Annotated in this window: 21 protein-coding genes; 10 read left to right on the top strand and 11 right to left on the bottom strand. The window is 73.9% G+C overall.

Annotated elements, in window-relative coordinates; all coding sequences use genetic code 11:
- Positions 1-122: 122 nt before the first annotated feature.
- Positions 123-1367 (bottom strand): hypothetical protein, encoded by a 1245-nt coding sequence (locus OIE49_RS03110; RefSeq protein WP_326800949.1) that lies wholly within the window; start codon positions 1365-1367, stop codon positions 123-125.
- 402 nt (positions 1368-1769) lie between these two features.
- On the opposite strand from OIE49_RS03110, the gene OIE49_RS03105 reads away from it, so the two are divergent.
- The gene (locus OIE49_RS03105; RefSeq protein ID WP_100571902.1) at positions 1770-2003 is read left to right on the top strand and encodes a chaplin; all 234 of its coding nucleotides are present in this window, start codon (positions 1770-1772) and stop codon (positions 2001-2003) included.
- A 136-nt stretch (positions 2004-2139) separates the two neighbouring features.
- On the opposite strand, the gene OIE49_RS03100 is transcribed toward OIE49_RS03105, so the two are convergent.
- On the bottom strand, positions 2140-3504 hold the full coding sequence (locus OIE49_RS03100) for an FAD-dependent oxidoreductase (RefSeq protein ID WP_326800948.1): 1365 nt from the start codon (positions 3502-3504) through the stop codon (positions 2140-2142).
- A 158-nt stretch (positions 3505-3662) separates the two neighbouring features.
- Here OIE49_RS03100 and OIE49_RS03095 point away from each other — a divergent pair, with 158 nt between their 5' ends.
- The gene (locus OIE49_RS03095; protein WP_326800947.1) at positions 3663-4586 is read left to right on the top strand and encodes a DMT family transporter; all 924 of its coding nucleotides are present in this window, start codon (positions 3663-3665) and stop codon (positions 4584-4586) included.
- A 90-nt stretch (positions 4587-4676) separates the two neighbouring features.
- Here OIE49_RS03095 and OIE49_RS03090 read toward each other — a convergent pair whose 3' ends face one another.
- Genes OIE49_RS03090 through crtI form a run of 3 tightly spaced genes read right to left on the bottom strand, consistent with a single transcriptional unit; the run spans position 4677 to position 8256 of the window.
- Positions 4677-5705 carry a DUF5914 domain-containing protein gene (locus OIE49_RS03090; protein ID WP_326800946.1) on the bottom strand — a complete coding sequence of 343 codons (1029 nt, stop codon included), beginning with the start codon at positions 5703-5705 and terminating at the stop codon, positions 4677-4679.
- Entirely contained in the window at positions 5702-6718 is a 1017-nt protein-coding gene (locus tag OIE49_RS03085; protein WP_326800944.1) for a phytoene/squalene synthase family protein, read from the bottom strand. Before OIE49_RS03085 ends, OIE49_RS03090 begins: the two co-directional genes overlap by 4 nt.
- The gene (crtI, locus tag OIE49_RS03080; RefSeq protein ID WP_326806127.1) at positions 6715-8256 is read right to left on the bottom strand and encodes a phytoene desaturase family protein; all 1542 of its coding nucleotides are present in this window, start codon (positions 8254-8256) and stop codon (positions 6715-6717) included. Before crtI ends, OIE49_RS03085 begins: the two co-directional genes overlap by 4 nt.
- 366 nt (positions 8257-8622) lie before the next feature.
- Here crtI and OIE49_RS03075 point away from each other — a divergent pair, with 366 nt between their 5' ends.
- Positions 8623-9816: a lycopene cyclase family protein gene (locus OIE49_RS03075; RefSeq protein ID WP_326800943.1), complete on the top strand. Its 1194-nt coding sequence runs from the start codon at positions 8623-8625 to the stop codon at positions 9814-9816.
- A gap of 58 nt (positions 9817-9874) precedes the next feature.
- Positions 9875-11533, top strand: coding sequence for an NAD(P)/FAD-dependent oxidoreductase (locus tag OIE49_RS03070; protein ID WP_326800942.1), 1659 nt, complete (start codon positions 9875-9877; stop codon positions 11531-11533).
- 28 nt (positions 11534-11561) lie between these two features.
- On the opposite strand, the gene OIE49_RS03065 is transcribed toward OIE49_RS03070, so the two are convergent.
- Positions 11562-12407, bottom strand: coding sequence for a SigB/SigF/SigG family RNA polymerase sigma factor (locus tag OIE49_RS03065; RefSeq protein WP_326800941.1), 846 nt, complete (start codon positions 12405-12407; stop codon positions 11562-11564).
- A gap of 331 nt (positions 12408-12738) precedes the next feature.
- Between OIE49_RS03065 and OIE49_RS03060 the strand changes: the two genes are divergently transcribed.
- From OIE49_RS03060 to OIE49_RS03050, 3 genes are all read left to right on the top strand, one after another.
- A complete protein-coding gene (locus OIE49_RS03060) occupies positions 12739-13764 on the top strand; it encodes a CHAD domain-containing protein (RefSeq protein WP_326800940.1) in 1026 nt (341 codons plus the stop codon).
- 458 nt (positions 13765-14222) lie between these two features.
- Positions 14223-15722, top strand: coding sequence for an MFS transporter (locus tag OIE49_RS03055; RefSeq protein WP_326800939.1), 1500 nt, complete (start codon positions 14223-14225; stop codon positions 15720-15722).
- Positions 15723-15832: 110 nt separating this feature from the next.
- Complete coding sequence (locus OIE49_RS03050) at positions 15833-16006, top strand: CsbD family protein (RefSeq protein ID WP_326800938.1); 174 nt, start codon at positions 15833-15835, stop codon at positions 16004-16006.
- A gap of 93 nt (positions 16007-16099) precedes the next feature.
- Here OIE49_RS03050 and OIE49_RS03045 read toward each other — a convergent pair whose 3' ends face one another.
- From OIE49_RS03045 to OIE49_RS03030, 4 genes are all read right to left on the bottom strand, one after another.
- Entirely contained in the window at positions 16100-17893 is a 1794-nt protein-coding gene (locus tag OIE49_RS03045; protein ID WP_326800937.1) for an MFS transporter, read from the bottom strand.
- Complete coding sequence (locus tag OIE49_RS03040) at positions 17890-18279, bottom strand: MarR family winged helix-turn-helix transcriptional regulator (RefSeq protein WP_326800936.1); 390 nt, start codon at positions 18277-18279, stop codon at positions 17890-17892. The genes OIE49_RS03045 and OIE49_RS03040 overlap by 4 nt, the downstream gene beginning before the upstream one ends.
- Positions 18280-18497: 218 nt before the next feature.
- Positions 18498-19034, bottom strand: coding sequence for a hypothetical protein (locus OIE49_RS03035; protein WP_326800935.1), 537 nt, complete (start codon positions 19032-19034; stop codon positions 18498-18500).
- A 17-nt stretch (positions 19035-19051) separates the two neighbouring features.
- A complete protein-coding gene (locus tag OIE49_RS03030; protein WP_100571851.1) occupies positions 19052-19597 on the bottom strand; it encodes a DoxX family protein in 546 nt (181 codons plus the stop codon).
- A gap of 176 nt (positions 19598-19773) precedes the next feature.
- Between OIE49_RS03030 and OIE49_RS03025 the strand changes: the two genes are divergently transcribed.
- Positions 19774-20337 (top strand): hemerythrin domain-containing protein, encoded by a 564-nt coding sequence (locus tag OIE49_RS03025; RefSeq protein ID WP_326800934.1) that lies wholly within the window; start codon positions 19774-19776, stop codon positions 20335-20337.
- Positions 20338-20561: 224 nt separating this feature from the next.
- On the top strand, positions 20562-22151 hold the full coding sequence (locus tag OIE49_RS03020; protein WP_326800933.1) for a N,N-dimethylformamidase beta subunit family domain-containing protein: 1590 nt from the start codon (positions 20562-20564) through the stop codon (positions 22149-22151).
- A 20-nt stretch (positions 22152-22171) separates the two neighbouring features.
- Here OIE49_RS03020 and OIE49_RS03015 read toward each other — a convergent pair whose 3' ends face one another.
- Entirely contained in the window at positions 22172-22540 is a 369-nt protein-coding gene (locus OIE49_RS03015; RefSeq protein ID WP_326800932.1) for an STAS domain-containing protein, read from the bottom strand.
- Positions 22541-22805: 265 nt separating this feature from the next.
- Here OIE49_RS03015 and OIE49_RS03010 point away from each other — a divergent pair, with 265 nt between their 5' ends.
- Positions 22806-24035 (top strand): PP2C family protein-serine/threonine phosphatase, encoded by a 1230-nt coding sequence (locus OIE49_RS03010; protein WP_326800931.1) that lies wholly within the window; start codon positions 22806-22808, stop codon positions 24033-24035.
- The last annotated feature ends 69 nt before the right edge of the window (positions 24036-24104 follow it).

Below are 24104 nucleotides of genomic sequence, written 5' to 3'. Positions count from 1 at the left end.
CGCGAGGGAGCCGCCCCGCCGCGGCGCGTCCGGGCGGCCTCCCGGACGGGCCGCAGCGCGGACCGAGCGTCCGGACCGCGCCACCCGGCGGGTCCGGGCACCCTTACCGCCGCGAACCGGGGTCAGTCCCCGGTCCGCGGATCCGAGCCTCCGGCCGGCGGGGACGTGCCGGCGTCCCCGCCGGCCGGAGCCGCGCCACCGTCGTCAGACGGGGCCGCACCGGCCTTCGGCCGCCGGTCCTGGGCACTGCCCGGACGCAGCGACAGGGCGGTGCCCTTCAGGCGCCCGAGCCCGCGCGCCAGCTGCTGGAAGGGGGAGCCCGAGGCTGTACGAGCCTGCTTCCCGGCGGGCAGTACGCCCACGGTCTCCGCCTCCCGGTACACGGCGAGGGCCTCGTGGGCGCGTTCGGCGGCCTCCTTGTACAGGTCCCGGGACTTGGTCATCGCCTCCAGGGCCTCGGAGTACATGGTGACGAGCTCGCGCGCCCGGGTGAGCTCCTCCTCGAAGGTCAGCAGCTGCCAGTCCTCGCGCAGCGCGGTGAGCGCCCGGTCGGCGCCGTCCGGCAGGGGCCTGGGCAGCGCAGCGAAACGGTTGACGGCGCCGAGGAGTTCGGCCGGTTCCGTGCCGTCGAGGAACACGCTGCGCACCGAGAAGTCGGCCACGTCGTAGCCGGGCGGCGGGGGACTGCCGGGCAGGACCACGGCGCCGCCGCGGGGCATCCGGACGCCGAAGTCGTCCAGCACCCAGTTCACGGCCCGGAACCGGTGCGGCGCGGCCCGGTGCTCCACCACCCGGTGCCGCAGCCCTTCGGGCAGCGCCCGCACCACCGCCGCGCGGCCGCGCTCGTCGGGCGTCATGGCCTCGTGGACGACGACGTGCAGCGTCCAGGTGTCCCGCGCCGCGTGCCGCAGGATCCGCCGGAGGTCCTTGTCGTCCTCCGGGAGGGGGGTGACCTCGCCGAGCCGCAGCCCGGTGACGGCCTCGTACTGCCAGCCGGCGTCGGGCCCCTGCGGCCAGAACATGGCGGCGGGGGAGGGCCACCGTGGATCCCACGGCTGCTCCGCCTCCGCCATCAGCACCCACTCGTGCTCCTGTCCGGCCTGTCCGGATCCGGAGCCGGTGAGAGGTGACAGCATGAGCCGGGCCCGTACGGTCACCTCGCCGGGTACCAGCCAGCGGGCCTCGAAGACCTTCTCGCCGCCGGGGCCGGCATCCTCCGGTTCGAGGTGGTCGAAGATGACGCCGTCGGCCTTGAGCTGCTTGAGGTGGCGCCGTACGACGTCCTCCGCGGCGGGCCCGGTGTGGCGGCCGCGGGCCGGCCACACCGTGGGCGGTGTCGCGGGACGGGGGGAAGGAGAGTTCGACATGAGCCAATCTGAGAGCGGAGACGGCGTGTGCGTTCAGTATCGCCAAGCCGGATCATGCCCGGTCGCGCGGGGTCCATACGCGCACCGCCGCGACGGCGGTTCCGCCCGCCCGCGGCCGTGCGTGTGACGTGACGGGGTGTTCTCCGTGGTCAGCCCGTCCGAGCGGAGGCCCGCGGCCGCTCACCATGACTCCCCGGCGAGCGACGGCGCGGCGTTGACGTGGGCGCCGGAGCACCGTAACTCCGTCGGGACCGACGTGTCCTGGCCGCCTTCCCCGTTCGGAGCAAGTCAGGCCCTGTGAGGCTGACAGTCCTACTGCATTCGGCGGTGAAACGGTGTTCTGCGGCGCCCGGGACCCTCACCGTGGGAGCGCCCGTGTTCTTCGAGCGACAGGAGTTCTTCATGAGGATCAGAATGACGGCTGCCGCCGCCCTGGCTGGTGCGGCTCTGATGACGTGCGCGGGAACCGCCGCGGCCGACGCCGGCGCGACCGGCACGGCGAGCAACAGCCCCGGGGTGCTCTCCGGCAACGTCATCCAGCTCCCCATCGACCTCGGCCTCAACCTGTGCGGCAACTCGATCGACCTGATCGGCCTGCTCAACCCCGCCGCCGGGAACGTGTGCACGAACCGCTAGGCGACCCGGCGGGGCGGTGCGTGCGCCCGCGCGCACCTGTTTCCCGCACAGCGAGACGAGCCGTGCCCCGTGAGGGGTCACGGCTCGTCTCGTGTCGAAATCCGTGCGGGCCCGAGATCCGTGCGGGCCTGCGGGACTACGCGCCGCTCGCCCGGAGCATGTCCTCGCGTTCGACGATCTTCACGCGCTCGCGGCCCTGCGGCTCGCCCAGGGCCTTCTCGGCGGCGTCCAGGCGGTGCCAGCCCTCCCAGGTGGTGAAGCGGACGTTCCGCTCGGCGAGGAAGGCGTCGACGGCGTCCGGGGCGGGCGAGGCGGGGGTGTGCAGGCGCTCGTTCGCGAAGTCGTCCAGCAGGTTGGCGACCGTCTCGTTGGCGTCGCCCTTGGTGTGGCCGATGAGGCCCACGGGGCCGCGCCGGATCCAGCCGGTGACGTACAGGGACTGCACGTGCTCGCCGGACTCGGCGATGATCCGGCCGCCCTCGTCCGGGACCGTGCCCGACTCCAGGTCCCAGGGCAGCTTGGGCAGCTTGTCGGAGAGGTAGCCCACGGCGCGGTAGACGGCCGTGACGTCCCAGTCCTTGAAGGTGCCGGTGCCCTTGACGTTGCCGGTGCCGTCGAGTTCCGTGCGCTCGGTGCGCAGGCCGACGACCCGGCCGTCCTCGCCGAGGATCTCGGACGGGGACTCGAAGAAGTGCAGGAACAGCTTGTGCGGCCGGTCGCCGACGTCGCGGATCGCCCAGTTCTCCAGCGTCTTGGCGACCATGTCGGCCTGCTTGTTGCCGCGCCGGGTCGCGATGGAGCCCTCGTCGTAGTCGATGTCCTCGGGGTCGACGACGACCTCGATCGTGGGGGAGTGGTCCAGCTCCCGCAGCTCCATCGGGCTGAACTTGGCCTGTGCGGGGCCCCGGCGGCCGAACACGTGGATCTCCACGGCCTCGTTGGCCTTCAGGCCCTCGTGCACGTTCGGCGGGATCTCGGTCGGCAGCAGCTCGTCGGCCGTCTTGGCCAGGATGCGGGCCACGTCCAGGGCGACGTTGCCGACTCCGAGCACGGCGACCTTCCGCGCCGTCAGCGGCCAGGTGCGCGGCACGTCCGGGTGCCCGTCGTACCAGGAGACGAAGTCGGCCGCGCCGTACGAGCCGTCCAGCTCGATGCCGGGTACGGGCAGCGCCCGGTCGGCCGTCGCGCCGGTGGAGAAGATCACGGCGTCGTAGAACGCGCGCAGATCGTCCAGGCTGATGTCGCCCGGGTAGTCGACGTTGCCGAAGAGCCGGATCTGAGGCTTGTCGAGCACCTGGTGGAGGGCCGTGACGATGCCCTTGATACGGGGGTGGTCGGGCGCGACCCCGTAGCGGATCAGGCCGAACGGGGCCGGCATGCGCTCGAAGAGGTCGATGGACACGCCCGGCTCGGTGGCCACGTCGGACTTGAGGAGGGCATCGGCGGCGTAGATCCCGGCGGGGCCGGCTCCGACGATGGCTACCCGCAGGGGGCGGGGCATGATCAGGTTCCCTTCGAGCGAGGATGTTCGACTCGTCGGCAACCTTAAACTAAGGCAAACCTAAGTTAGTACGCGGGTCCCGTCTATGGACTCATAAGCCCGATGTATGGCCCGTCCGACCGCAGGACGGCACGGCGCCGGTCGGGCATGGTGGACGTGTGATCGGGTTGGCCGCGTGCTTCGCCGTGATGGGGGCCGCCAGCAACGCCGTGGGCACGGCCTTCCAGCGCAAGGCGGCCTCCACGGTCGCGCGCGGCGGCGGCCTGCGTCTGCTGCTCGCCCTGGCGCGCCGCCCCGCCTGGCTGGCCGGTATCGGCGGGGTGATGGGGGCCGCCCTGTTCCAGGCCCTCGCCCTGGTGAACGGGCCGATGGCGCTCGTGCAGCCCCTGTTCATCCTGGAACTGCCGTTCGCCCTGCTCATCGCCGCCCCCCTGATGCACCGAGGGCTGCCGCGGGCGGGCTGGTGGGGTGTGGCGGGCATGGTCGGCGGGCTCACGCTGGTCCTGGTCTCGGCCGCACCCTCCGGGGCCCGGGACCAGGCGTCCATGATGGGGTGGATCCCGGCCCTGGCGGTCTGCCTCGGGGCGATGGCCACGGCGGTGGTCCTCGCCCGGCCAGGACGCCCCGCCCTGTTCCGCGCCGCCGTGCTGGCCGCGGCCGCCGCCATCGGCAACGCCCTGACCGCCGCCCTGCTGAAGTCGGCGGCCGGCACCCTCGACGCCTCCGGCTTCGCGGCCTTCCTCACCACCTGGCAGACCTACGGGTTCGCGCTCACCGGGGTCGGCGCCCTGTTGCTGCTGGAGAACGCCCTCCAGGCCGGCTCCCTGGCCGCCTCCCAGCCGGCCCTGACGATCGGCGACGCGACAGTGAGCCTCCTGCTGGGCGTCACGCTCTTCGGCGAACAGATCCGCACGGGCTGGTGGCTGCTCCCCGAACTGATCGGCGCCGGGGCGATCCTGTGGGGCGTCCTGTGCCTCATCCACGTGGTCCCGCACGCCCAGCAGACCCTCCTGGGCGACGGCCGCCGGGCCGCCCCGGCCACCGACCGGCCGGCCCCACCCGGGCACGCGGCTGGGTCCTAGGCTCTTTAGTGTTTGGATCAGGCCGGATCAGGGAGCGGTGCCAGGGCCCGCGAGCCCGGCATGGTCCGAACGAGAGGCCCTAGGAGGCCGTCAGCCCGGGAAGCGGTTCGTGGAGCGCAGGGTCCAGCGGCGTTCCGCGTAGGCGAGATCGTCGCGCCACAGGCGTCCTGCGGCCGCGCGGATCAGTGGCCGCAGCAGCGGTGCCGCGCGGCGGGCCGCGGCGAAGCCCGGGCGGTCGGAGGTGGCGATCACCGCCTCCACGACGGCGGTACGCGGCCGGCCCCACGAGTCGGGGCCGAGCGGCGTGGCGTGTGTCTCCACCACCGAGCCCCGCCCCTCGCCCTCGGTGATGCGCATGACCACCGTGCGCGGCTCGGGGGCGGTGAACTCCGCCCGTACGGGCACGACCAGGCGCCCCGCCACCTTGAAGGACACGTCCACGGTGAAACCGTCGTCGCCCTCCGTCCCGCCACGGCGCGCGGTCCCGCCGCCCGGCGCGACCACCCTGAGGTCCACGAACGAGTACGGGTGGAACCAGGCGCCGTGCCAGGGGTCCAGCCGGTTGGCGACCACGTCCTCGGGCTCGCAGGCGCCGACGCCCACGTAGACGGCCGACAGCGCGGCGGAACCGGCGGGCCGCCGGGGAACGAACGGCGCGGCGGTGGCCGGCTCACCGCCGACGTCGTCCAGGCGCACCCAGACCAGCATCCCGTCGTCGTACACCGGCAGCGGCTCCCAGCCGGCGAACGGTGTCCCGTCCAGGGCGAGTCCGTGCCAGTGGCAGATCAGCGTGCCGCACCGGACCGCGCTGTCCGCCAGCGGCGCCCCCAGGTGCGGGCAGGCTCCGGGACCGGCCACCAGCCGGCCCTCCGCGCCGCGCCAGACGACGACCTCCCGGCCGCCGACGGTCCCGGCGAGGGGGCGCTCGCCGCCCACGTCACGGACGGCCCCGACGACGTACCAGTTGCCCGACGGGCGGGCCTGCGCCCGCTTCAGCGCCTGCGCGATGACGGCTGGGCGGGCGTCCATCCAGGTCGGGCGCTGGTCCTGCCAGGGAACGGGACGTTGCCGCACCCGCAGGAGGCCGTGCCGGGGGCGGCCGGAGGGCCGGGACTTCACACGACCTCCCGCTGTACCGGTGCGGGCGGTGTGGTGAGGGGCTCGGAAAGCGGCTGCTCCGTACGGAGGGGGCCGCGGCGGCGCTCGGTGAGGCGGGCCGCGGCCACACGGACGAGACCGTCCGCGGCGACCACCGCACGGCGCCTCCGCGCCACCACGGCCCGCCGCTGCACCGTGCTGTACCCGGCGTCGGCGACCGCGTCGAGAATGCCCGCGTACAGCACGAACGCGGTCCTGATGCAGGGCCGGGACACCGGGTCGAGCATGGCGATGCCGGGCGCGGCCCGGCGGTACACCCGCCGGGTGAGGTCCTCGAAGGCGCGCAGCGCCGCCACGATGCGCCGGTCGGCGCGGCCCCGGTCCCGGCTCCAGCGCAGCAGCTCCCGGTCGGCCCCGTGCGCTGCCAGCAGGTCGGCGGGCAGGTAGACCCGGCCGCGGTCCAGGTCCTCGCCGACGTCCCGCAGGAAGTTGGTGAGCTGGAAGGCGACGCCGAGCGCGGCGGCGTGCGGGGCCGCCTCCTCGCGCGGCACCACCGTCCCGAGCACCGGCAGCATCTGCAGCCCGATCACCGCGGCCGAGCCGTGCATGTAGGTGCGCAGGTCGGCATAGGTCGCGTAGTCCGTGACCTCCAGATCGCTGCGCATCGAGGCCATGAAGTCGGTGAAGTGGCGGTGGTCGATCCGGTACCGGCGTGCGGTGTCGGCCACGGCCCGCACCGTCGGCTCACCGCTGCGGCCCTCGCGCAGAGCGGACTCCAGCTCCTCCTGGAGCCGGGCGAGCGCCGCGGACCGCGAATCCGCGCCAACCGCCGGGTCGAGCGAGTCGACGATGTCGTCCGCCCACCGCGCGAAACCGTACAGGGCATGCACCGCCGGCCGCCGCTCGGCGGTCAGGAGCCGGGTGGCGAGGAAGTACGTCCTGCCGTGACGGGCGTTCAGCCGACGGCACCGCGTGTACGCCTGACGCAGCGCCGGATCGGTGATGCCCGCCGCGTCCAGCTCGCGGCCGGTCATGAGCGCGCTCCGCGGGCCGCCGTGCGCGCGGGTCCGCGCGCTCCCGGCCGGGCCGCCGCCCCTCCGGTGATACGGGCCGCCGCCAGCTTGCCGGACAGCAGGACGGTCGGCACGCCGACGCCGGGCGTGGTGCCGCACCCGGCCAGCACCGCGTTCTCGGTGCCGCGCACCAGGTTGCGGGGCCGGAAGGGACCGGTCTGCGCGAAGGTGTGGGCGGCGGAGAAAGGCGTCCCCGCGGCATGGCCCAGAGCCTGCCAGTCGGCGGGAGTGACCAGGCACTGGCGCTCGATCGCGGACCCGATGCCCGCGAGGCCCCTGCGTTCCAGCTCGGTGAGCAGCGCGTCGCGGTAGCGCGGCGCGAGGTCGCCCCACTGCGCGGCGGACGGCCCCAGGGCCGTGTTGGGGCAGGGCGCCAGGACGTAGTGGAGATGGCGGCCCGGCGGGGCCAGCCCGGGATCGGTGGCCGTGGGGCGGGTGATCAGCAGGGAGGGGTCGCTCATGAGCTCTCCGGTCCGGGTCAGTTCGTGGAAGGTGCGTCGCCACGCCCGCCCGAACGACAGGGTGTGGTGCGCCAGTTGGGGCCAGGTGCGATCGCATCCGGCGTGCAGGACCACGGCGGACGGCGCATGCGTCACCGGCACCGGGCGGCGCGGCGTGCGCCCGAGCAGGCGATAGGCGGCCGGCAGGTCCGGCGTGAGGACGACGGCGTCGCACGGGATGCGCTCGTCGGCCGTCACGACCGCGGTGATCCGGTCGCCGGACCGTTCCAGCCGGGTGACCGCCCGGCCGAACCGCAGGTCGGCGCCCGCGTGGGCGGCGGCGTCCGCCATGGCCCGAGGCAGCGCGTGCATGCCGCCGCGCGGGAAGTACACCCCGGCGACGGTGTCCATGTAGGCGATCACCGCGTACGCGGCGAGGGCCCGGTGCGGTGCGACCCCCGCGTACAGCGACTGGAAGGAGAAGACCCGGCGCAGCCGTTCGTCCCGCAGGTACCGGCCGATGCGCGCGTCGAGCCGCCCGAAGCCGCCCAGGGCGGCCAGCCGGACCAGATCGGCGTTGACCAGTTGCAGCGGCGAGTCGAAGTTGGTGTCGATGAACCGGCGCCGCTGTACCCGGTGGAGCTGTTCGAGCCAGGCGCGCAGCCGCCGGTACCCCGCCGCCTCCGCGCCGCCCGCGAAGCGCTCCACCTCCGCCTCCATCGCGGCCGCCTCGGTGTGCACGTCGAGCACGGCGCCGTCGGCGAACCTCGCCCGGTACGCCGGATGCAGCGGCACCAGTTCCACCCGGTCGCCGAGCCGCTCGCCGACCGCGGCGAACGCCTCCTCGGCGATGTCCGGCATGGTCAGCACGGTCGGGCCGGTGTCGATGAGGTAGCCGCCACGCACCAGCCGGCCGGCCCGCCCGCCGGGCAGCGGGTCCCGTTCGACGACGGTGACCCGGCGGCCCGCGCCCAGCAGATGCAGTGCGGCCGACAGCCCGGACAGCCCGGCACCGACGACCACCACGTGATCGGTGCGCCCGGTGAGGGTCCTGGTCATCGGCCGCTCACCCCGCGCCCGTCGCCGCCGCGGGCCCCGGAAGGAGCCGTACGACCCGACAGGGCACCGGCGGCGGCTCTCCCGCCCGGTGCCCCTTCGTCCGAGTGGCGCGCATGACTCGTCCGAGTGGAGCGCATGACCCATTCCTCTCGCGTGGCCGAAGCACGGTTCGGCGAAGCTCGGTTCGTCTGAGTCATTCCTCGGCGGCCGCGTCGCCGGATGCGCCGAACGGGGGGAGGTGCAGGGAAATCGCCCCACCGGGCCCGCCGACACGCCGCGCGCGCTGCATCCGGACGCCCGGAACAGCCGGAATGCTTCGGGTGACGCCCGAGTCCGTACGGGCGTGACGGGAAGGAGCCCTGAGCCGTGCTGGAGGCGGACGTCGCCATCGTCGGAGCGGGAGCCGCGGGCCTGTCCCTGGCCCACTGGCTGGCCCGGCGCCCCGCCGGGACACGCCCCGTGACCGTCGTCCTCCTGGAGGCGCCGCCGGGCCCGCTGCGCCCGCCCCACCGCACCTGGTGCTACTGGGAGACCGAGAACGGCCCGTACGACGCGGCCCTCACCACGTCCTGGCGGCGGCTGCGCGTCCACGGAGCCGACGGGCACGCCACCGAACGGGACATCGCCCCGCTGCGCTACAAGATGCTCCGGTCGGACGACTTCGAGACGTTCGTCGCCCACTGGACGGCCGCCGATCCGGACACGCGGCGGCTGACGGCCGCGGTCGAGACCGTCGAGCCGGTTCACGGCGGCGCCGAGGTGCGGGCCCGTACCGCCGACGGGCGACCGGTGGCCGTGCGGGCGCGCTGGGTGTTCGACTCGCGTCCGCCGGGCAGTCTCCCGGCGGCCAGGACCACGCTGCTCCAGCACTTCCACGGCTGGTTCGTGCGCCACGACCGGCCGGTCTTCGACCCGGACGCCGTGGAGTTCATGGACTTCCGCACACCGCAGCCGGCGCACGGGCTGTCGTTCGGGTACGTCCTGCCCACCGGGCGGCGCCACGCGCTCGTCGAGTACACCGAGTTCTCCGCGCGGGTCCTGTCGCGCGAGGCGTACGAGGCCGCGCTGCGGCGCTACACGGGGAGTGTGCTGCGGCTCGGCCGCTTCGAGGTCACCGGTACCGAGTCAGGGGTGATCCCCATGACGGACGCCGCGTTCGCCCGGCAGAGCGGGCCGTCGGTCTTTCGCATCGGCGCGGCCTCCGGGGCGACCCGCCCGTCGACCGGGTTCACGTTCGCCGCCGTGCAGCGCCAGACGCGCGCCGTGGCCGCCGCGCTGCACGCGGGACGCCATCCCCGGCCGCCGCCCGCGCACCGGGCCCGCTCACGGGTCATGGACGCCGTCCTGCTGCACGCCCTCGACAGTGGCCGCGTCGACGGGGCGGCCTTCTTCGCCGAGCTGTTCCGGCGGGTTCCGGCACGGCGGCTGCTGCGCTTCCTCGACGGCGGGACCGGGCTCCACGAGGACCTGTCGATCGGCCTGCGCACCCCCGTCCTGCCCATGCTGCGCTCCGCACTCGAACTGCCCCGCCTGCCCCGTCGGCCCTTCCCCGGCCCCTGACCGCCTTCGCCGTGCGCGACACCTCCCCGCGCCGTACCCCACGACCCACGGAGACCGCATGCCCGCGCCGCACGACCCCGCCCCGACCACTGCGATCGACGCCCCCGGTGGTTGCGGCCCGCGCGCCGCGGAAGATGTCCCCGGCGGCCGCGCGCCGGCCTCGCGGCGGAGGCGGACGGTCCGTGCCCGCCGTGGCCGGGACCGGCGCGCCCGGGTACTGCTGCCGGCCCCGGGCGCGCCGCAGATCACCGGGCCGGCCCCCGCGACGGCTGTCGTCGGGGGCGGTGTCGCCGGCCTGGCCGCGGCGACCGCGCTGGCGGAGCGCGGAGTGCGGGTCACCCTGTACGAGCGCGAACCGGTCCTCGGCGGACGCCTCGCGGGGTGGCCCACCACGCTGCGGGACGGTACGACCGTGACGATGGGCAGGGGGTTCCACGCCTTCTTCCGCCAGTACTACAACCTGCGCGGGCTGCTGCGCCGGACCGATCCGGGTCTGGAACGGCTGAACGGCCTGCCGGACTACCCCCTGTGGCACCGGTCCGGGATGCGCGACGGCTTCCGGCACGTGCCGCGGACCCCGCCCTGGAGCGCCCTCGGCTTCGCGGCCCTGAGCCCGTCCTTCCCGCCGCGCGACCTGACCCGGATGCGCCCGGCCGCCGCGCTGCCACTGCTCGACGTGCGCGTACCCGACGTGTACGACCACCTCGACCACGTCAGCGCCCACGACCTCCTGGAGTCGATCCGCTTCCCCGAGGCCGCGCGTCACCTCGCCTTCGAGGTCTTCTCCCGGAGCTTCTTCGCCGACCCGCGAAAGCTGTCGGCCGCCGAGATGGTCCTCATGTTCCACATCTACTTCCTGGGATCCGCGGAGGGACTCCTCTTCGACGTCCCGGCCGAGCCGTTTCCGGCAGCACTGTGGGACCCCCTGGCCCGCTACCTGCGGCTGCACGGCGCCGAACTGCGCACGTCGGCACCCGTGCACAGCGTCGTACCGGCTCCGCACGGCGGATTCACAGTGACCCTGCCGGACGGGCCGCGCCACCACGACGCCGTGGTGCTGGCCCTCGACGTCGCGGGGCTGCGGCGCCTGGTGGCGGACTCCGCGCGGCTCGGCGACCCCGCGTGGCGCGCGGGAATCGGCCGCCTGAGCACCGCGCCGCCCTTCCTGGTCTCCCGCCTCTGGCTGGACCGCCCGGTGGCCCGCGACCGTCCGGGCTTCCTGGGTACGAGCGGATACGGCACGCTCGACAATGTCAGTGTGCTGGAGCGCTGGGAGGGCGAGGCCGCCCGCTGGGCCGCGCGCACCGGCGGATCCGTGGTCGAACTGCACGCCTACGCCTTGCCCGAGGACGCCGACCCGGACATCCAACGGGAGCGTCTCGTACGGCAGTTGCGCCAGGTGTACCCCGAGACGCGCGCTGCGCGCGTCGTGGACGAACGGCACGAGTGGCGGGCGGACTGCCCGCTGTTCCCGGTGGGCGGATACCGTGACCGGCCCACCGTGCGCACGGCCGACCCGTACCTGGTGCTCGCCGGCGACACAGTTCGTACGGATCTGCCGGTCGCGCTCATGGAACGGGCCGCCACCAGCGGCTTCCTGGCCGCCAACGCCCTGCTGGAGCGCTGGGGGGTGCGCGGGCAGACGCTGTGGACGGTGCCGGACCAGGGGCGCAGCCGCGTGCTGCGCGGGCTCGCCCGGCTGGCGCACAGGGTGTGAAGGACCCCCCCCGAAGGGGGGCCGTTGCTCAGCGGGTGCTCAGCAGCCCCTGCCGCAGCCGCCCCAGCAGCCGGTTGAGCAGGCGGGAGACATGCATCTGGGAGATGCCCAGACGCTCCCCGATCTGTGCCTGGGTGAGTTCCTCGACGAACCGCATGTGGATGATCAGCCGGTCCCGCTCGTCGAGTTCGGCGAGCAGCGGAGCCAGGCTGTGGAGATCCTCCACGAGCTCCATGCCGGTGTCCTCGGCGCCGATGAAGTCGGCGAGGACGTTCTCGCCCTCCTCGCTGCCGCTGACGGCGGCGTCCAGGGAGGCGGAGGTGTAGCCGTTGGACGCCACCATCGCGTCGACGACCTCCTGCTCGGGCAGGTTCATCAGCTCCGCGAGCTCGGTGGTCGTGGGCTTGCGGCCCAGCCGGCTGCCGAGCTCCTCGGTCGCCTTGGCCAGCTCGACGCGGGCCTCCTGCAACCGGCGCGGGACGTGCACGGCCCAGGAGGTGTCGCGGAAGAAGCGCTTGATCTCACCGACGATGTACGGCACGGCGAAGGACGTGAACTCCACCTCGCGGGCCAGTTCGAACCGGTCGATCGCCTTGATCAGACCGATCATGCCGACCTGGACGATGTCCTCCATCTCCTGCGGGCCCCGGCTGCGGAAGCGGCCGGCCGCGTAGCGGACCAGGGACATGTTCATCTCGATCAGCGTGTTGCGCGCGTACTGGTGCTCGGGTGTGCCCTCCTCCAGCGTCGTCAGCCGTTCGAAGAACAGCCGTGACAGGGCTCGCGCGTCGGTGGGCGCGACCTTTGAGGGGTCGGCCACCTCCGGCAGCTTCGTACGAGCCCGAGTCGCCTTCGCCTCTGTGGTCACCGCCATCGTGCGGCCCTCCCTCTCAGCCGGAACACCTTCGGTACGCGTCCGTCTTGTTGATCAAGGCGGACCCCGCAGCGTCTACCCCGGTACGCAAACCTCACACTCAATATTTCCCCTTCTTACCCCGACGCGCCCGTCGAGCCGGGGTGGGAGGGGCGGGGCGAAGGGCGCCGAACCGGCTCTCTGCGAGGCGTCAGCCGACCGTGGGACGGTCGCCGTGGAGCACGACGCGCGCGTGCTGCCCGCGGGGGGCAGTGGACCAGCCGGTCCTGAAGGCCGAGCCGCGCGGGCGGGCCACGGGTTTGATCCCGCGGATCGCGTCAACGGGCACTGTATGGCCCAGTCGAAGGAGAAGGCGCTGCGCGACAAGGGCGCCGGCCGGACCGGGACCCAGTCCGAGGTGGCCCGGGCCCTGACCGGGACGGGCTCGCCCCCGGACTTCTCCCCGGATCCTCGACCGGACCCCGCGCCGGGTTCGACCGGCGAGCACGTCCTCGCGTACGTGCGCGGCCTGGTCGCGACCCTGACCGACCTGGACCCCGCGGTACGGTGCGGCAGGCCCGACGCGGTGCACCGGATGCGGGTCGCCTGCCGCCGGCTGCGCGGCTGCCTGCGCACCTGGCGTTCCGTCCTGGACCGCTCGGTCACCGACCCCGTCCGCGCTGACCTGAGGTGGCTGGGCGGCGAGCTGGGGGCGGAACGCGATCACGAGGTGCTCGCCGAGCGGCTGACCGCGGCCGTGGGGGAACTGCCCGGCGAACTGGTCCTCGGCCCGGTCACCGCGCGACTGCGCGCGTGGGACGTGACACGTCGGGCGCAGGCACGCCGCCGCACACTCGAAGCGCTGGCCTCGCCCCGCTACCGGACCCTGCTCGACTCGCTGCACGGGCTGGTCGCCGAACCGCCGCTGCGAGCCGAGGCCGCCGCGGGCAAACCCCGCAAGGTCATGGCCCAGGCCCTGCGGAAGGAGGACGGCCGCCTGCACCGCCGTATGGAACGCGCGCTCAGCCTGCCACCCGGCGCCGAACGCGACGCGGCGATCCACCACGCCCGCAAGGCGGCCAAGCGAGTCCGCTACGCGGCCGAGGCGGCCCGCCCGGCCCTGGGCAAGGCCGCCGGGCGCCTGCGCCGACGGGCCAAGGCCGTGAAGAAGGCCGGGGGCGACCAACACGACGCGGTGGTGGCCAGGGACGCCCTGCGTCGTCTGGCCGTCGCGGCCCACGCGGCCGGCGAGCCCGGCTTCACCTGGGGAGTGCTGCACGGCCAGGAACGGGCGGCGGCCGGGGTGCGCGAACAGGAACTGTCGCGGATGTGGGGCCGCCCCTCGCAGCCGGGCCCGCGCCGTAAACGCGGCGGCTGACCCACCTTCGCCGCGCGTCGGTGGCGGGGTGGCGCGGGAGGGTGTCGACGGTGAGAGGCGGGGAACGCGACCGTGGCACGGGCGATTCGCCCGCCGGACGGCGGCACGCGCGGACGTCGCCCTCCCGGGCGGGTGCGCGTGTGGATGTCGACGGTCGGTCCGCAGGCAGGCGCGGTTGTCGTTCGCCGGGCGGGTACGCGTGTGGATACCGTCCGCCGGTCGCGGGCGGGCGCGGATGTGGCCCGCCGTGCGGGTACGTGCGTGCAATTCGACCGTCGGTCCCGGGTGCGCGTGGATATGGCCCGCTGGGCCGGGACGGTGCGGATATTGACCGCCGGGCTTGCGCGCGTGCGGGCACGTGCGCAAGACGACCGTCGAGGCGGGGCGCGTGCCGACATCGACCGTTGGCGCGTGCTTCGGCGGCAACCGGAAGGAGCCTTCGTGAACGAGGAGCCTTCGTGAACAGGGACGCGCGGGCGGGCGCGCGCGCCGACGATACGGCCGGACGCGACCCGAGGCGCTGGAAGGCCCTGTGGGTCACGCTCGCCACCGGGTTCATGAGCCTGCTCGATGTGACGATCGTGGCCGTGGCGCTGCCGTCGATGCAGCGGGACCTGACGGCCTCACCGGCCTCCGTGCAGTGGGTCGTCTCCGGCTACGCCCTGTCGTTCGCCCTCGCCCTGGTCCCGGCGGGCCGGCTGGGCGACGCGGTGGGACGGCGCAGGATCTTCCTGTGGGCCCTGGCCGGCTTCGTGATCTGCAGCGCCGGAGCGGGCGCCGCGCCCACGATCACCTGGCTCGTCGTGGCCCGGATCGCGCAGGGCGCCTGCGCGGGCTGCCTCGCCCCGCAGAACTCGGCGCTGATCCAGCAGATGTTCCGTGGTGCCGAACGCGGCCGCGCGTTCGGACTCCTCGGCGCCACGGTGGGCATCTCCAGCGCGGTGGGCCCCGTCACCGGAGGCCTGATCCTGGCGCTGGCCCACGGCACCCAGGGCTGGCGCTGGATCTTCTACGTCAACGTGCCGATCGGGGCGCTCGCGCTGCTGCTCGGCCTCCGCCTGCTGCCCCGCGTGGCGCGGGGCCGCCGGGAACACCTGGACCTGCCCGGCGTGATCCTGCTGGGCGCCGGGGTGCTGGGCCTGATGCTGCCCCTCGTGTTCGCCGACAGCGGGGGAGTGCGCCGCCTGTGGTGGCTGTTCGTGGTGGGCCTGGTGCTCCTGGTGGCCTTCGCCCGCTGGGAGCGGCGGGTCGCGGCGCGCGACGGCGGGCCGCTGCTGGATCCACGGCTCCTGACCTGCACCCGCGGCTACGCGGCCGGCACCGCGCTGGGCACGCTGTACTTCGTGGGGTTCAGCGGGGTGTGGCTGGTGTTCGCCCTGTTCTTCCAGGACGGCCTCGGTTACACGCCACTGGCCTCGGGTCTCGCGGTGACCCCGTTCGCGATCGGATCGGCGGCCGCCGCGGTGGTCGCGGGCCGGCTGGTGGAGCGGTTCGGACGGCTGCTGACCGTCTGGGGGCTGGTCACGGTCGTCCTCGGGCTCGCGGCCACCGCGCTGATCCTGCGGTCGGCTCCGCCGGACGTCATGGCGTGGTGGGCCGCGCCCGCCCTGTTCGTGGGCGGCGTGGGCAGCGGCTGCGTCATCTCCCCGAACGTGACGATGGCGTTGAGTGACGTACCGGTGCGGATGGCCGGGGCCGCGGGCGGCGCCCTGCAGACCGGACAGCGGCTCGGGGGAGCGGTGGGCACGGCCGCCCTGCCGGGCCTGTTCTACATGGTGCTCGCGGAGAACGGGAAGGACTACCGCGCGGCCGTGGCCTTCGCCGTCGGCTGCGGCCTGGTGGCCCTGCTGGGGGCTCTGGCGCTCGCCGTCCTCGACTTCCGCCGCTACCGGCACCCCCGCGGCCGGCGCGGTCCGCGCCAGGTCAGCGCCGAGCACACCGGTGCGGGCCACGGCTGACGACGCCGGTCACTCGTCGTGATCGCCGGCGTGATCGGGAGGTTTGACCGCCGCCTCGCCGAGCACCCGCACGGTGACACCGACACCGATTCCGCTGGGAGTGAGCGACTGTGGCTGGTGACCAGAAGGGCAAGGCCAAGAAGGAACAGATGAAGGGCAAGGCCAAGGAGACGGTCGGCCGCACGGTGGGCAACGAGAGCATGACCGCCGAGGGACGGGCCGAGAAGGCCAAGGGCGACGCCCGCCAGGCCAAGGAGAAGACGAAGGACGTCTTCAAGGACTGACACGCCGGCCCGGCGAGGACGGCGACCCGAGCGCCCTCGGACGAATCCCTTCCCGGACGAATCCGGGAGCGCCGCCGGACGGCATGAACGCCCTCAGCGGGACCCCTGCTCGTCGAGCGAGGGTCCCGCGGGCGTATTCCCGGACAGCGGATCAGGCCGCCGGGCCCCCTCCACGGGCAGCCGGTGACCGCCGCGCAGCGCCGAGGCGACCGCGGAGACCAGGGCCATCGTGGCAGCCACGCCGAACACGATGGTCAGACCGTGGTGGAACGGCCCGGAGACCAGCTCGGGGAAGAACGTGTGCCCGGTCAGCGCCTGCCGCTGCGCCCCGGACAGCCGGTCCAGCGTTCCGCTGGGTCCCAGCAGGTGCTGTACGGGGTTGTCGCCCAGGAACGTGGCGAACAGCGTGCTCACCGGCGGCAGCGAGGCGGCGTGCTGTGCCGTGGCCGCCGGCACGCCGTGCGCCCGCAGCCCGTCGCTCAGCGCCGACGGCAGGGAGGACGCGAGCCCCGAGATCATCAGTGAGAAGAACACGCCGATGGACAGGGCGGTGCCCGAGTTCTGGAAGGTGGAGCGCATGCCCGAGGCCACACCCCGGTGCTCCGGAGGCACGCTTCCCATGATCGACGAGGTGTTGGGCGCCGAGAACATGCCCTGGCCGAACCCGCTGATCAGCAGCAGCGCCGCGAACGGCCCGTAGGCGAAGTCCACCGGCAGGGCCAGCAGGCCGATGAAGGACCCCGCCACCAGCAGCAGGCCGGTCGTGGAGAACAGCCGGGCGCCGAACCGGTCGGAGAGATGGCCGGAGACGGGACCGGCGAGCAGGAACCCCATCGTCAGCGGGAGCATGAAGATGCCCGCCCACAGCGGGGTGTCCTCGAAGTCGTAGCCGTGCAGGGGCAGCCAGATGCCCTGGAGCCAGATGATGAGCATGAACTGGAGCCCGCCGCGCGCGATCGCGGTCAGCAGGACGGCCACGTTGCCCGCGGCGAACGCCCGCACCCGGAACAACGCGAGGTGGAACATGGGCTCGGCGATGGGGGTCCCCCCTGTTCGAGCGACGCCGAGAGCTTGGGGGAGCGTCTCGACGAAGCAGAACAGGAGCAGCAGGCAGCAGCCGCCCACCAGTCCGGCGAGCACCCAGGGGTTGCCCCAGCCGGTGGCGTCCCCGCCGTAGGGCTGGATGCCGTAGGTGATCGCGGCGAGCAGGATTCCGGCGCCCGCGGCGAAGGTGAGGTTGCCCGGCCAGTCCATGCGGCCGCGCCGCCCCGGCGCCGTCTCCCGCAGGCTCAGGTACGACCAGATGGTGCCGGCCACGCTGATCGGGACGCTCACCCAGAACACGGCACGCCAGTCGACGGTGGCGAGCAGCCCGCCCGCGAGCAGGCCGAGGAACTGGCCGGCCAGCGCGGTGATCTGGTTGATGCCCAGGGCCGTCCCGCGCTGCCGGGCGGGGAAGGCGTCGGTGAGGATGGCGGCCGAGTTGGCGGTGAGCATGGAGCCGCCGAAGGCCTGCACCACCCGCCAAAGGATCAGCCACAGCGCGCCCGCTCCGCCTCTGAACGGGTCGAGGGACAGCGCCACGGAGGCGCAGGCGAAGACCAGGAACCCGAGGTTGTAGATGCGCACCCGGCCGAACATGTCGCCGAGCCGGCCGAGTACGACCACGAGCACCGCCGAGACCAGCAGATAGCCCAGGATCATCCACAGCAGATAGCTGATGTTGCTGGGCGCGAGCGGGTCGAGCCCGATGCCGCGGAAGATCGTCGGCAGCGAGATGATCACGATGGAGGCGTCCATCGCGGCGATCAGCACGCCGAGCGTGGTGTTCGACAGGGCGACCCACTTGTAGTGGGGGCCCACGGCGGCGGGGGTACGGGGGTTCACAGCCCTTCCGCCAGCCGGTCGAGCAGGGGCAGCGCGGCGGCGAGCGTGCGCTGTTCCCGTGGGGTGAGTTCTTCGATGGCGTCGGCGAGCCGGCCGACGGACTCGGTGTGCCGCGCGGCCAGCATGTCGCGCCCGGCGGCGGTGACGGCCACCACGCAGCGGCGCCTGTCGACGGGGTGCGGGGAGCGCAGGACCAGGCCGCGCTGTTCGAGTGCGGCGAGGGTCGCCGCCATCGCCTGCGGCCTGACGCGTTCCAGTTCGGCCAGTGCGCCGGGCGAGTCCGGGCCGTCGGCGGCGAGCCGCGCCAGCACGGACATGCCGGACAGCGACACGTCACCCACCGCGTGCGCCTGTCGCAGCCGCCGCGTGATCCGTGCGACGGTCACCCGCAGATCGGAGGCGAGGGAAGCCGTGCCGTCCTTGCGCGCCTTGCTTTCCGGGGGGCCTGTGGTGGTGCCGGTACCTACCTATTCGACGTCCACGTAGTAACAATAGGTTTATCAGTCTGGACTGTTGAACCAAGCGTCGGTCATCGTTGGTCCATGCACGCACATGGATCGCGGTCACCGGCCGGTGACCGCGATCCCTCGCCCCCGGCAGCGGTTCAGCGGTCCCGGAAGACCTCCGCGGCCTGGAGCCTGCGCAGGTCCTCGACGACGCGCTGCTGCTGCCCGGCCCGCTCGAAGAGGTCGTCCAGCCGCCGCGGATCCAGGCGAGTGTCCCGGTCGGCGAGTCCGCGCAGCACCTCCCACGCGCAGGCCTTTCCCCGGATGCCCGCCTGGAGCAGCTCCAGCTCCAGCAGGGTGCTCAGCGGAGAACGCCGCACCAGTCCGCCGTTGCTCTTCAGCCGCGCGGCCCGTTCGCCGAGGCGGCCGGCGTACACCTTGTAGCGCCGTACGGGGATCCGGAGCCGACGCATGATCTCCAGCAGGCTCCTGCGGTCCTCGGCGATCTCGGCCGCGATCGGGGCCATCGCGTCGCCGATCTCCGAGCCCCGGGTCGCCAGGGCCAGGTGGCGGGAGCGTTCCGTGCCCGCGGTGGCGCCCGCCAGGTGGTCGTTGAGGTAGATCCCGAGCAGTTCGTGACCGGACTGCCCGGTGAACACCGGGAGGCGGGTACCGGCGTGAGCATGCTCGCGCATGGTGTCCTCCCTGTTGTTCATCCGCCGTTGCGGGCGGGCAGCTTGGCGCGCAGGCCGCCTACCGCGGCGGCCGGGCGTGCCGTCGCCCGCACCGAACGGCGCACCAGACGGGCCTCGCGCTGCAGCTCGTGGGCCGTGTGACGACCGCGCCACAGCAGGGACGGCGCGCTGCCGGTGTCGTCGGCCGCGATCAGCAGGCCGCCCAGCATGGACAGGTTCTTCAGGAAGTGGATGCGCTGCTGGGCGCGGCTCGCGTCGTCCTCCGCCTCCCAGAAGCGGTGTCCGGCCAGGGTGGTGGGCACGAGGGTCCCGGCCAGGGCCGCGGCCGACAGCCGCGGGAACCACCCCAGGCCAAGGAGCACGCCCGCCACGACCTGGACGCCGCCGCTGAGCCGTACGACCTGCTCGGTACGGTCCGGCAGCACCGCCACCCGCTCGGTGATCGGCCGTACGACGGGTTCGGCGATCGGCGCCACCTCCTCGGGACTGCGGAAGGAGGCCATGCCTCCGACGACGAACATGGAGGCGAGCAGAGGCCGACCGGCCACGCGCAGCAGACTCATGGTCCTCTCCAGGGGTGAGCGGTACGTATGCGGCGTTCCCCCGGGTTCCCGGCCCACGCCGGGACAATCGGCCCACGCGACCCGGAGGCACTCGGTGGTGTGCCGTCGCGCGGGGTGGGAACCCGGCGGCGGTCCAGCGGTATGACCTCCAAGGTCCAGCAGCAAGGAGCCCGGCCATGGGACACGGCGGAGACGTCATTCAGGAACTGACCACGGACCACCGCGAAGTGGAGGAGATCTTCGCGCAGATGGAGGCCCTCCCCATGGGGAACTCGCGGCGCAAGTACCTGGCCGACCAGGCCACGATCGAACTGGTCCGCCATTCCGTGGCCGAGGAGATGCACCTGTACCCGGCGGTGCGTCACTACGTCCGGGACGGCGACGCGATCGCCGACCGCGAGGTCCAGGACCACGCCGAGGCCGAGCAGACGATGAAGGACCTGGAGGGCCTGGGCGCGGACGACCCCCGGTTCGACGAGCTCGTCGGCCGCCTGATGCGGGAGATCCGCGAGCACGTCACCGACGAGGAACAGAACCTCTTCCCGCTGCTGCGGGAGGCCACCAAGCCCGAGGAACTGGAACAGCTCGGTGAGAAGGTGCGCTCGGCGAAGAAGACCGCACCGACCCGGCCCCACCCCGCCGCTCCGGACAAGCCGCCACTGAACAAGCTCCTCGCGCCCGGCGCCGGACTGGTCGACCGGATCCGGGACGCCGTCACCGGACGCGGCAGGACCGGCTGAGGCCCGCCGCCGCACCGGCGGCGCGCGGACCACCGCTCACGGGGCCGTCGCGGCCATCACCGCCCGACGGCCCCGCGGGCATGCCCGTACGCCTGTGCCGAAGGTGCGGCCAGAGGTCCGCCCCCGCAGTCGTCGCGCCCGTGCGGACCCCCGCCGCGGCCGCTACCTTCGTCGAAGGCACGCCGAATCCGCGGGGAGGGCTCGTTCAGCCCCAGGGAGGCGATGTGAGGCCGCACCACGCACAGGAGCACGCGGAGGACAGGGGGCATACCGGGAAGGACTCCGCGCACGGCCCCGCCCGCAGGCGTTTCCTCTGTCTGTGCGCCGGGGCCGGACTGGGCGCGGCGGCCGTCGCCTGCGACCACACGTCCGAGAACCGGCCGTCCGCCGACACCGACAGCCGCCGCCCGGAGGCCGACCGGGACCGCCCGGGCACCCGGGACTGGCGGATCGGCTCCACGGGCCCGCCCGACGCGGTGACCGGATACACCGACCGCATCAGCGTCACCCCGGGCCAGGAGTGCGGCCTGCACGTGTCGACCACGGCGTCCTCCTTCCGCCTCTCGGCCTTCCGTGTCGGCTGGTACGGCGGCAGCCACGCCCGCCTCGTCTGGCGTTCCCGCCCCGTGCGCGGACAGGTGCAGCCCGCCGCCCGGATGCTGTCGGCGACCCGTACCGTACGCGCCGACTGGCCCCGCACCCTGGCCTTCAGTACCGAGGGCTGGCCCGAAGGCGCCTACCTGCCGCGCCTCGACGCCGACAACGGCCATCAGCGGTACGTCCCGCTGATCGTGCGCTCCACGCACGGCGTCGGCCGCACCGTACTCCTGCACGCCCCGGCGACCTGGCAGGCGTACAACAGGTGGGGCGGCTCCAGCCTGTACAACGGCGCCTCCGGCGCGTACGCGACCCGCTCCCTCGCCGTCAGCTTCGACCGGCCCTACGACGCCGACGGCGCCGAGAAGTTCCTGGTGTACGAGTGGGCGGCCGTGGTCCTCGCCGAACGCCTCGGCATACCCCTGGCGTACACCACCGGCACCGACCTGCACCACGACCCCGGCGTGCTGCGCGGTGCCACCGCGCTCGTCTGCCTGGGCCACGACGAATACTGGACGCCCGAGCAGCGCCGGCACGTCGCCGAGGCCCGCGACGCGGGCACCAACGTGGCCTTCCTCGGCGCCAACACCTGCTTCCGCCGGATCCGCCTGGAAGGGAACGGCGTGGGGGCCGGGCGCACCGTCGTCTGCTACAAGTCCTCCTACCGGGACGACCCCTGCTACCCGTCCCGCCCCGCCCTCGTCACCACCGACTTCCGGCAGGCCCCGGGCGCCGACCCCGAGTCGTCCCTCACCGGGGTCCTCTACGAGGGCTACCCGGTGGACGCCCCGTACGTCGTGCACGCCGCGGACCACTGGCTGTTCGAGGGAACGGGAGCGCACCCCGGCGAGAGCTTCGACCACCTGGTCGGAGTGGAGTACGACCGGGTCATCCCCGGCTCGCCCGTCCCCGCACCGCTGGAGATCACCGCGCACTCGCCACTGGTGTGCGCCGGCAACCGCAGCCACAGTGACTCGGCTTACTGCACGGTGCCGAGCGGGGCGGGCGTCTTCGCCACCGGCACCATGCGCTGGGTGGAGGCACTGATGGCCGGCACCCCCGAGGGTGGCCGCGACCACGGCATGGACGCCCGCACCCGGGCCTTCGTCACCCGCACCACGGAGAACCTGCTGCGTGCCTTCGCCGAGGGCCCCGCGGCCCGGCACCGGCCGGCCCCCCGCCCCGACACGCGCCAGGTGTACGGCACGCCGGAGTGACCGGGCCCTCCTCCTCCGGGTCAGCGGGAGGCCAGGGCCGCCTCCAGGGTGGGGTAGCAGGGTATGAGCGTGTCCACGCCGACGAGTTGGAGCACCCGCAGCACCGCCTCCTGCGGTGCGGCCAGACGCAGCCGGGTGCCGCCCGCCTGCGCGGCCTGGTGGGCGGTGATGAGGGCGTTGATTCCGCTGGAGTCCATGAAGGTCACGTCACCGAGGTCGACCACCGTGCCGGGCGCGGTCCCGGGACAGGACAGCAGCGCGTCGCGCAGATGTGAGCTGCCGTCGAGGTCGACCTCTCCGGCGAGGGCCACGACACAGCTGCCGTCGTCGGCCGTGGTACGGGTGATCAGCAGGCGCTCGGGCACCGCCGGTCCCTCGGTCTCTGCCACACTGCCCTCACTTCTCGTGAACATCTGGCCCTGGTCAGGGTGTTGTTGGCCATGATGTTAGGGCTTCGTGAAGCCAGGGGTGAGGGGGTGTCCGAGAAGCCCGCCCCCTCTCGTCCCACCCCTGCCGCGCGCGCCGGTGCTCACCCCGGTGAAGAATCCTCTCCGGCGGACCCGGCCCGCGGGTCGCTACCCTCCGATGCCCGCCCGCAGTGCTGGGATGAATCCGGCAGAACGGCAGAAAGGGGTCGCGGTGGAAGGTGAGTTGGTGTCGGGCCCCGGGAGCGCCGCGACGGACCGCTTCGCACTGGCCCGGCGGGCGGTCGCCGCGATCGGTACGACCCTCGACGACCGCAGGACGGCGGCCGAACTCGCCGCCTTCCTGGTCGAGGAGCTGTGCGACTCGGCGACCGTCGATCTCTACGGCCCGCAGGAGGGCCGCCGTGAGGCGGGCGAGTCCCTGCACTCCGCCGCCGTGGCCGGGCGGCGCGACCTGCTCGACAGCCTGGAGAAGGCCCCGCGCGACCGGGTGTCCGTCCGCGCCCTGGACGCGGGCCACCCGATCACGGCCTCGTCCAGCCACGGCGGCGCGGCCCTGGTGACCCTGTCGGTGCCGCTGCTCGCCTGGGACCGGGTCTACGGGGTCGCCCTCGCCCTGCGGGCCGACCGGCCCTTCGACGACGACGAGACCGCGGCCGTCCACTACGCGGCGCGGCTGGCCGCCGCGCACATGCGGCACTCGGAGGAGCAGCGCGAGGCCGGCCCGCGGGTGTGGGACCTGCGGAAGGTGCTGCCGGCCGACCCGGAGCGTACGCACCCCGAGGTGGAGCTGGCGGTGCGTCACGTGCCCGGCGGCACGGGCGGGCGCGTCGGGGGCGACTGGTGCGAGACCCTTCACCTGCACTCCGGCCGCGTCCTGCTGGTCGTCGGTGAGGTCATGGGCCACGGCCTGGACGCGGCGGTCGACATGAACGCCTACCGCTCCACGCTGCGGTGCGTCGCCTCCACCGACCTGGCGCCGCACGGCATCCTGCGCCGGCTGGACGCCATGATGTCCGCGGAGAGCGGCCGCCGCCCGGCGACCTGCCTGCTGGCCCTGCTGGACCCGGCGGACGGCACGGCCCAGCTCGCGAGCGCGGGACACCTGCCGCCGGTCGTCTTCCGAGCCGACGGCACGGCCGGGCCGGTCCCGCTGCGGGTGGGTCCCCCGATCGGCACCGGCCCCGGCAGCGGGCTCGCCGCCCACGAGGCGACGAGGCTGCCCCTCGCGCCGGACGACACGCTGGTCGCGTTCACCTACGGACTGATCGCGCGGCGCGGAGAGGACATCGACACCTCGCTCGCCCGGCTCTCCGGCCTGCGTACGGGGCCGGGCGCGGGAGCCGGCGAACTCCTGGACGGCATCCTCGGCGAATTCCTGTGCGCCCCGGCCGCGGACGCCGCCCGGATGGACGACGCCATCACCGTACTCGCCACCCGCCTGCACCCCCGCCCCTGAGGAATCCGCCCGCCCGGCGCGGGCGGGGCAGGGGCCGTCCGTGCCACGCCCCTGAGATGCGCGCCGCCG

This window comes from Streptomyces sp. NBC_01788, from assembly GCF_035917575.1.
Lineage (GTDB): Bacteria > Actinomycetota > Actinomycetes > Streptomycetales > Streptomycetaceae > Streptomyces.
The sequence above is the reverse complement of the archived record's forward strand: the minus strand, read 5'-3'. Positions and strand labels throughout refer to the sequence as shown.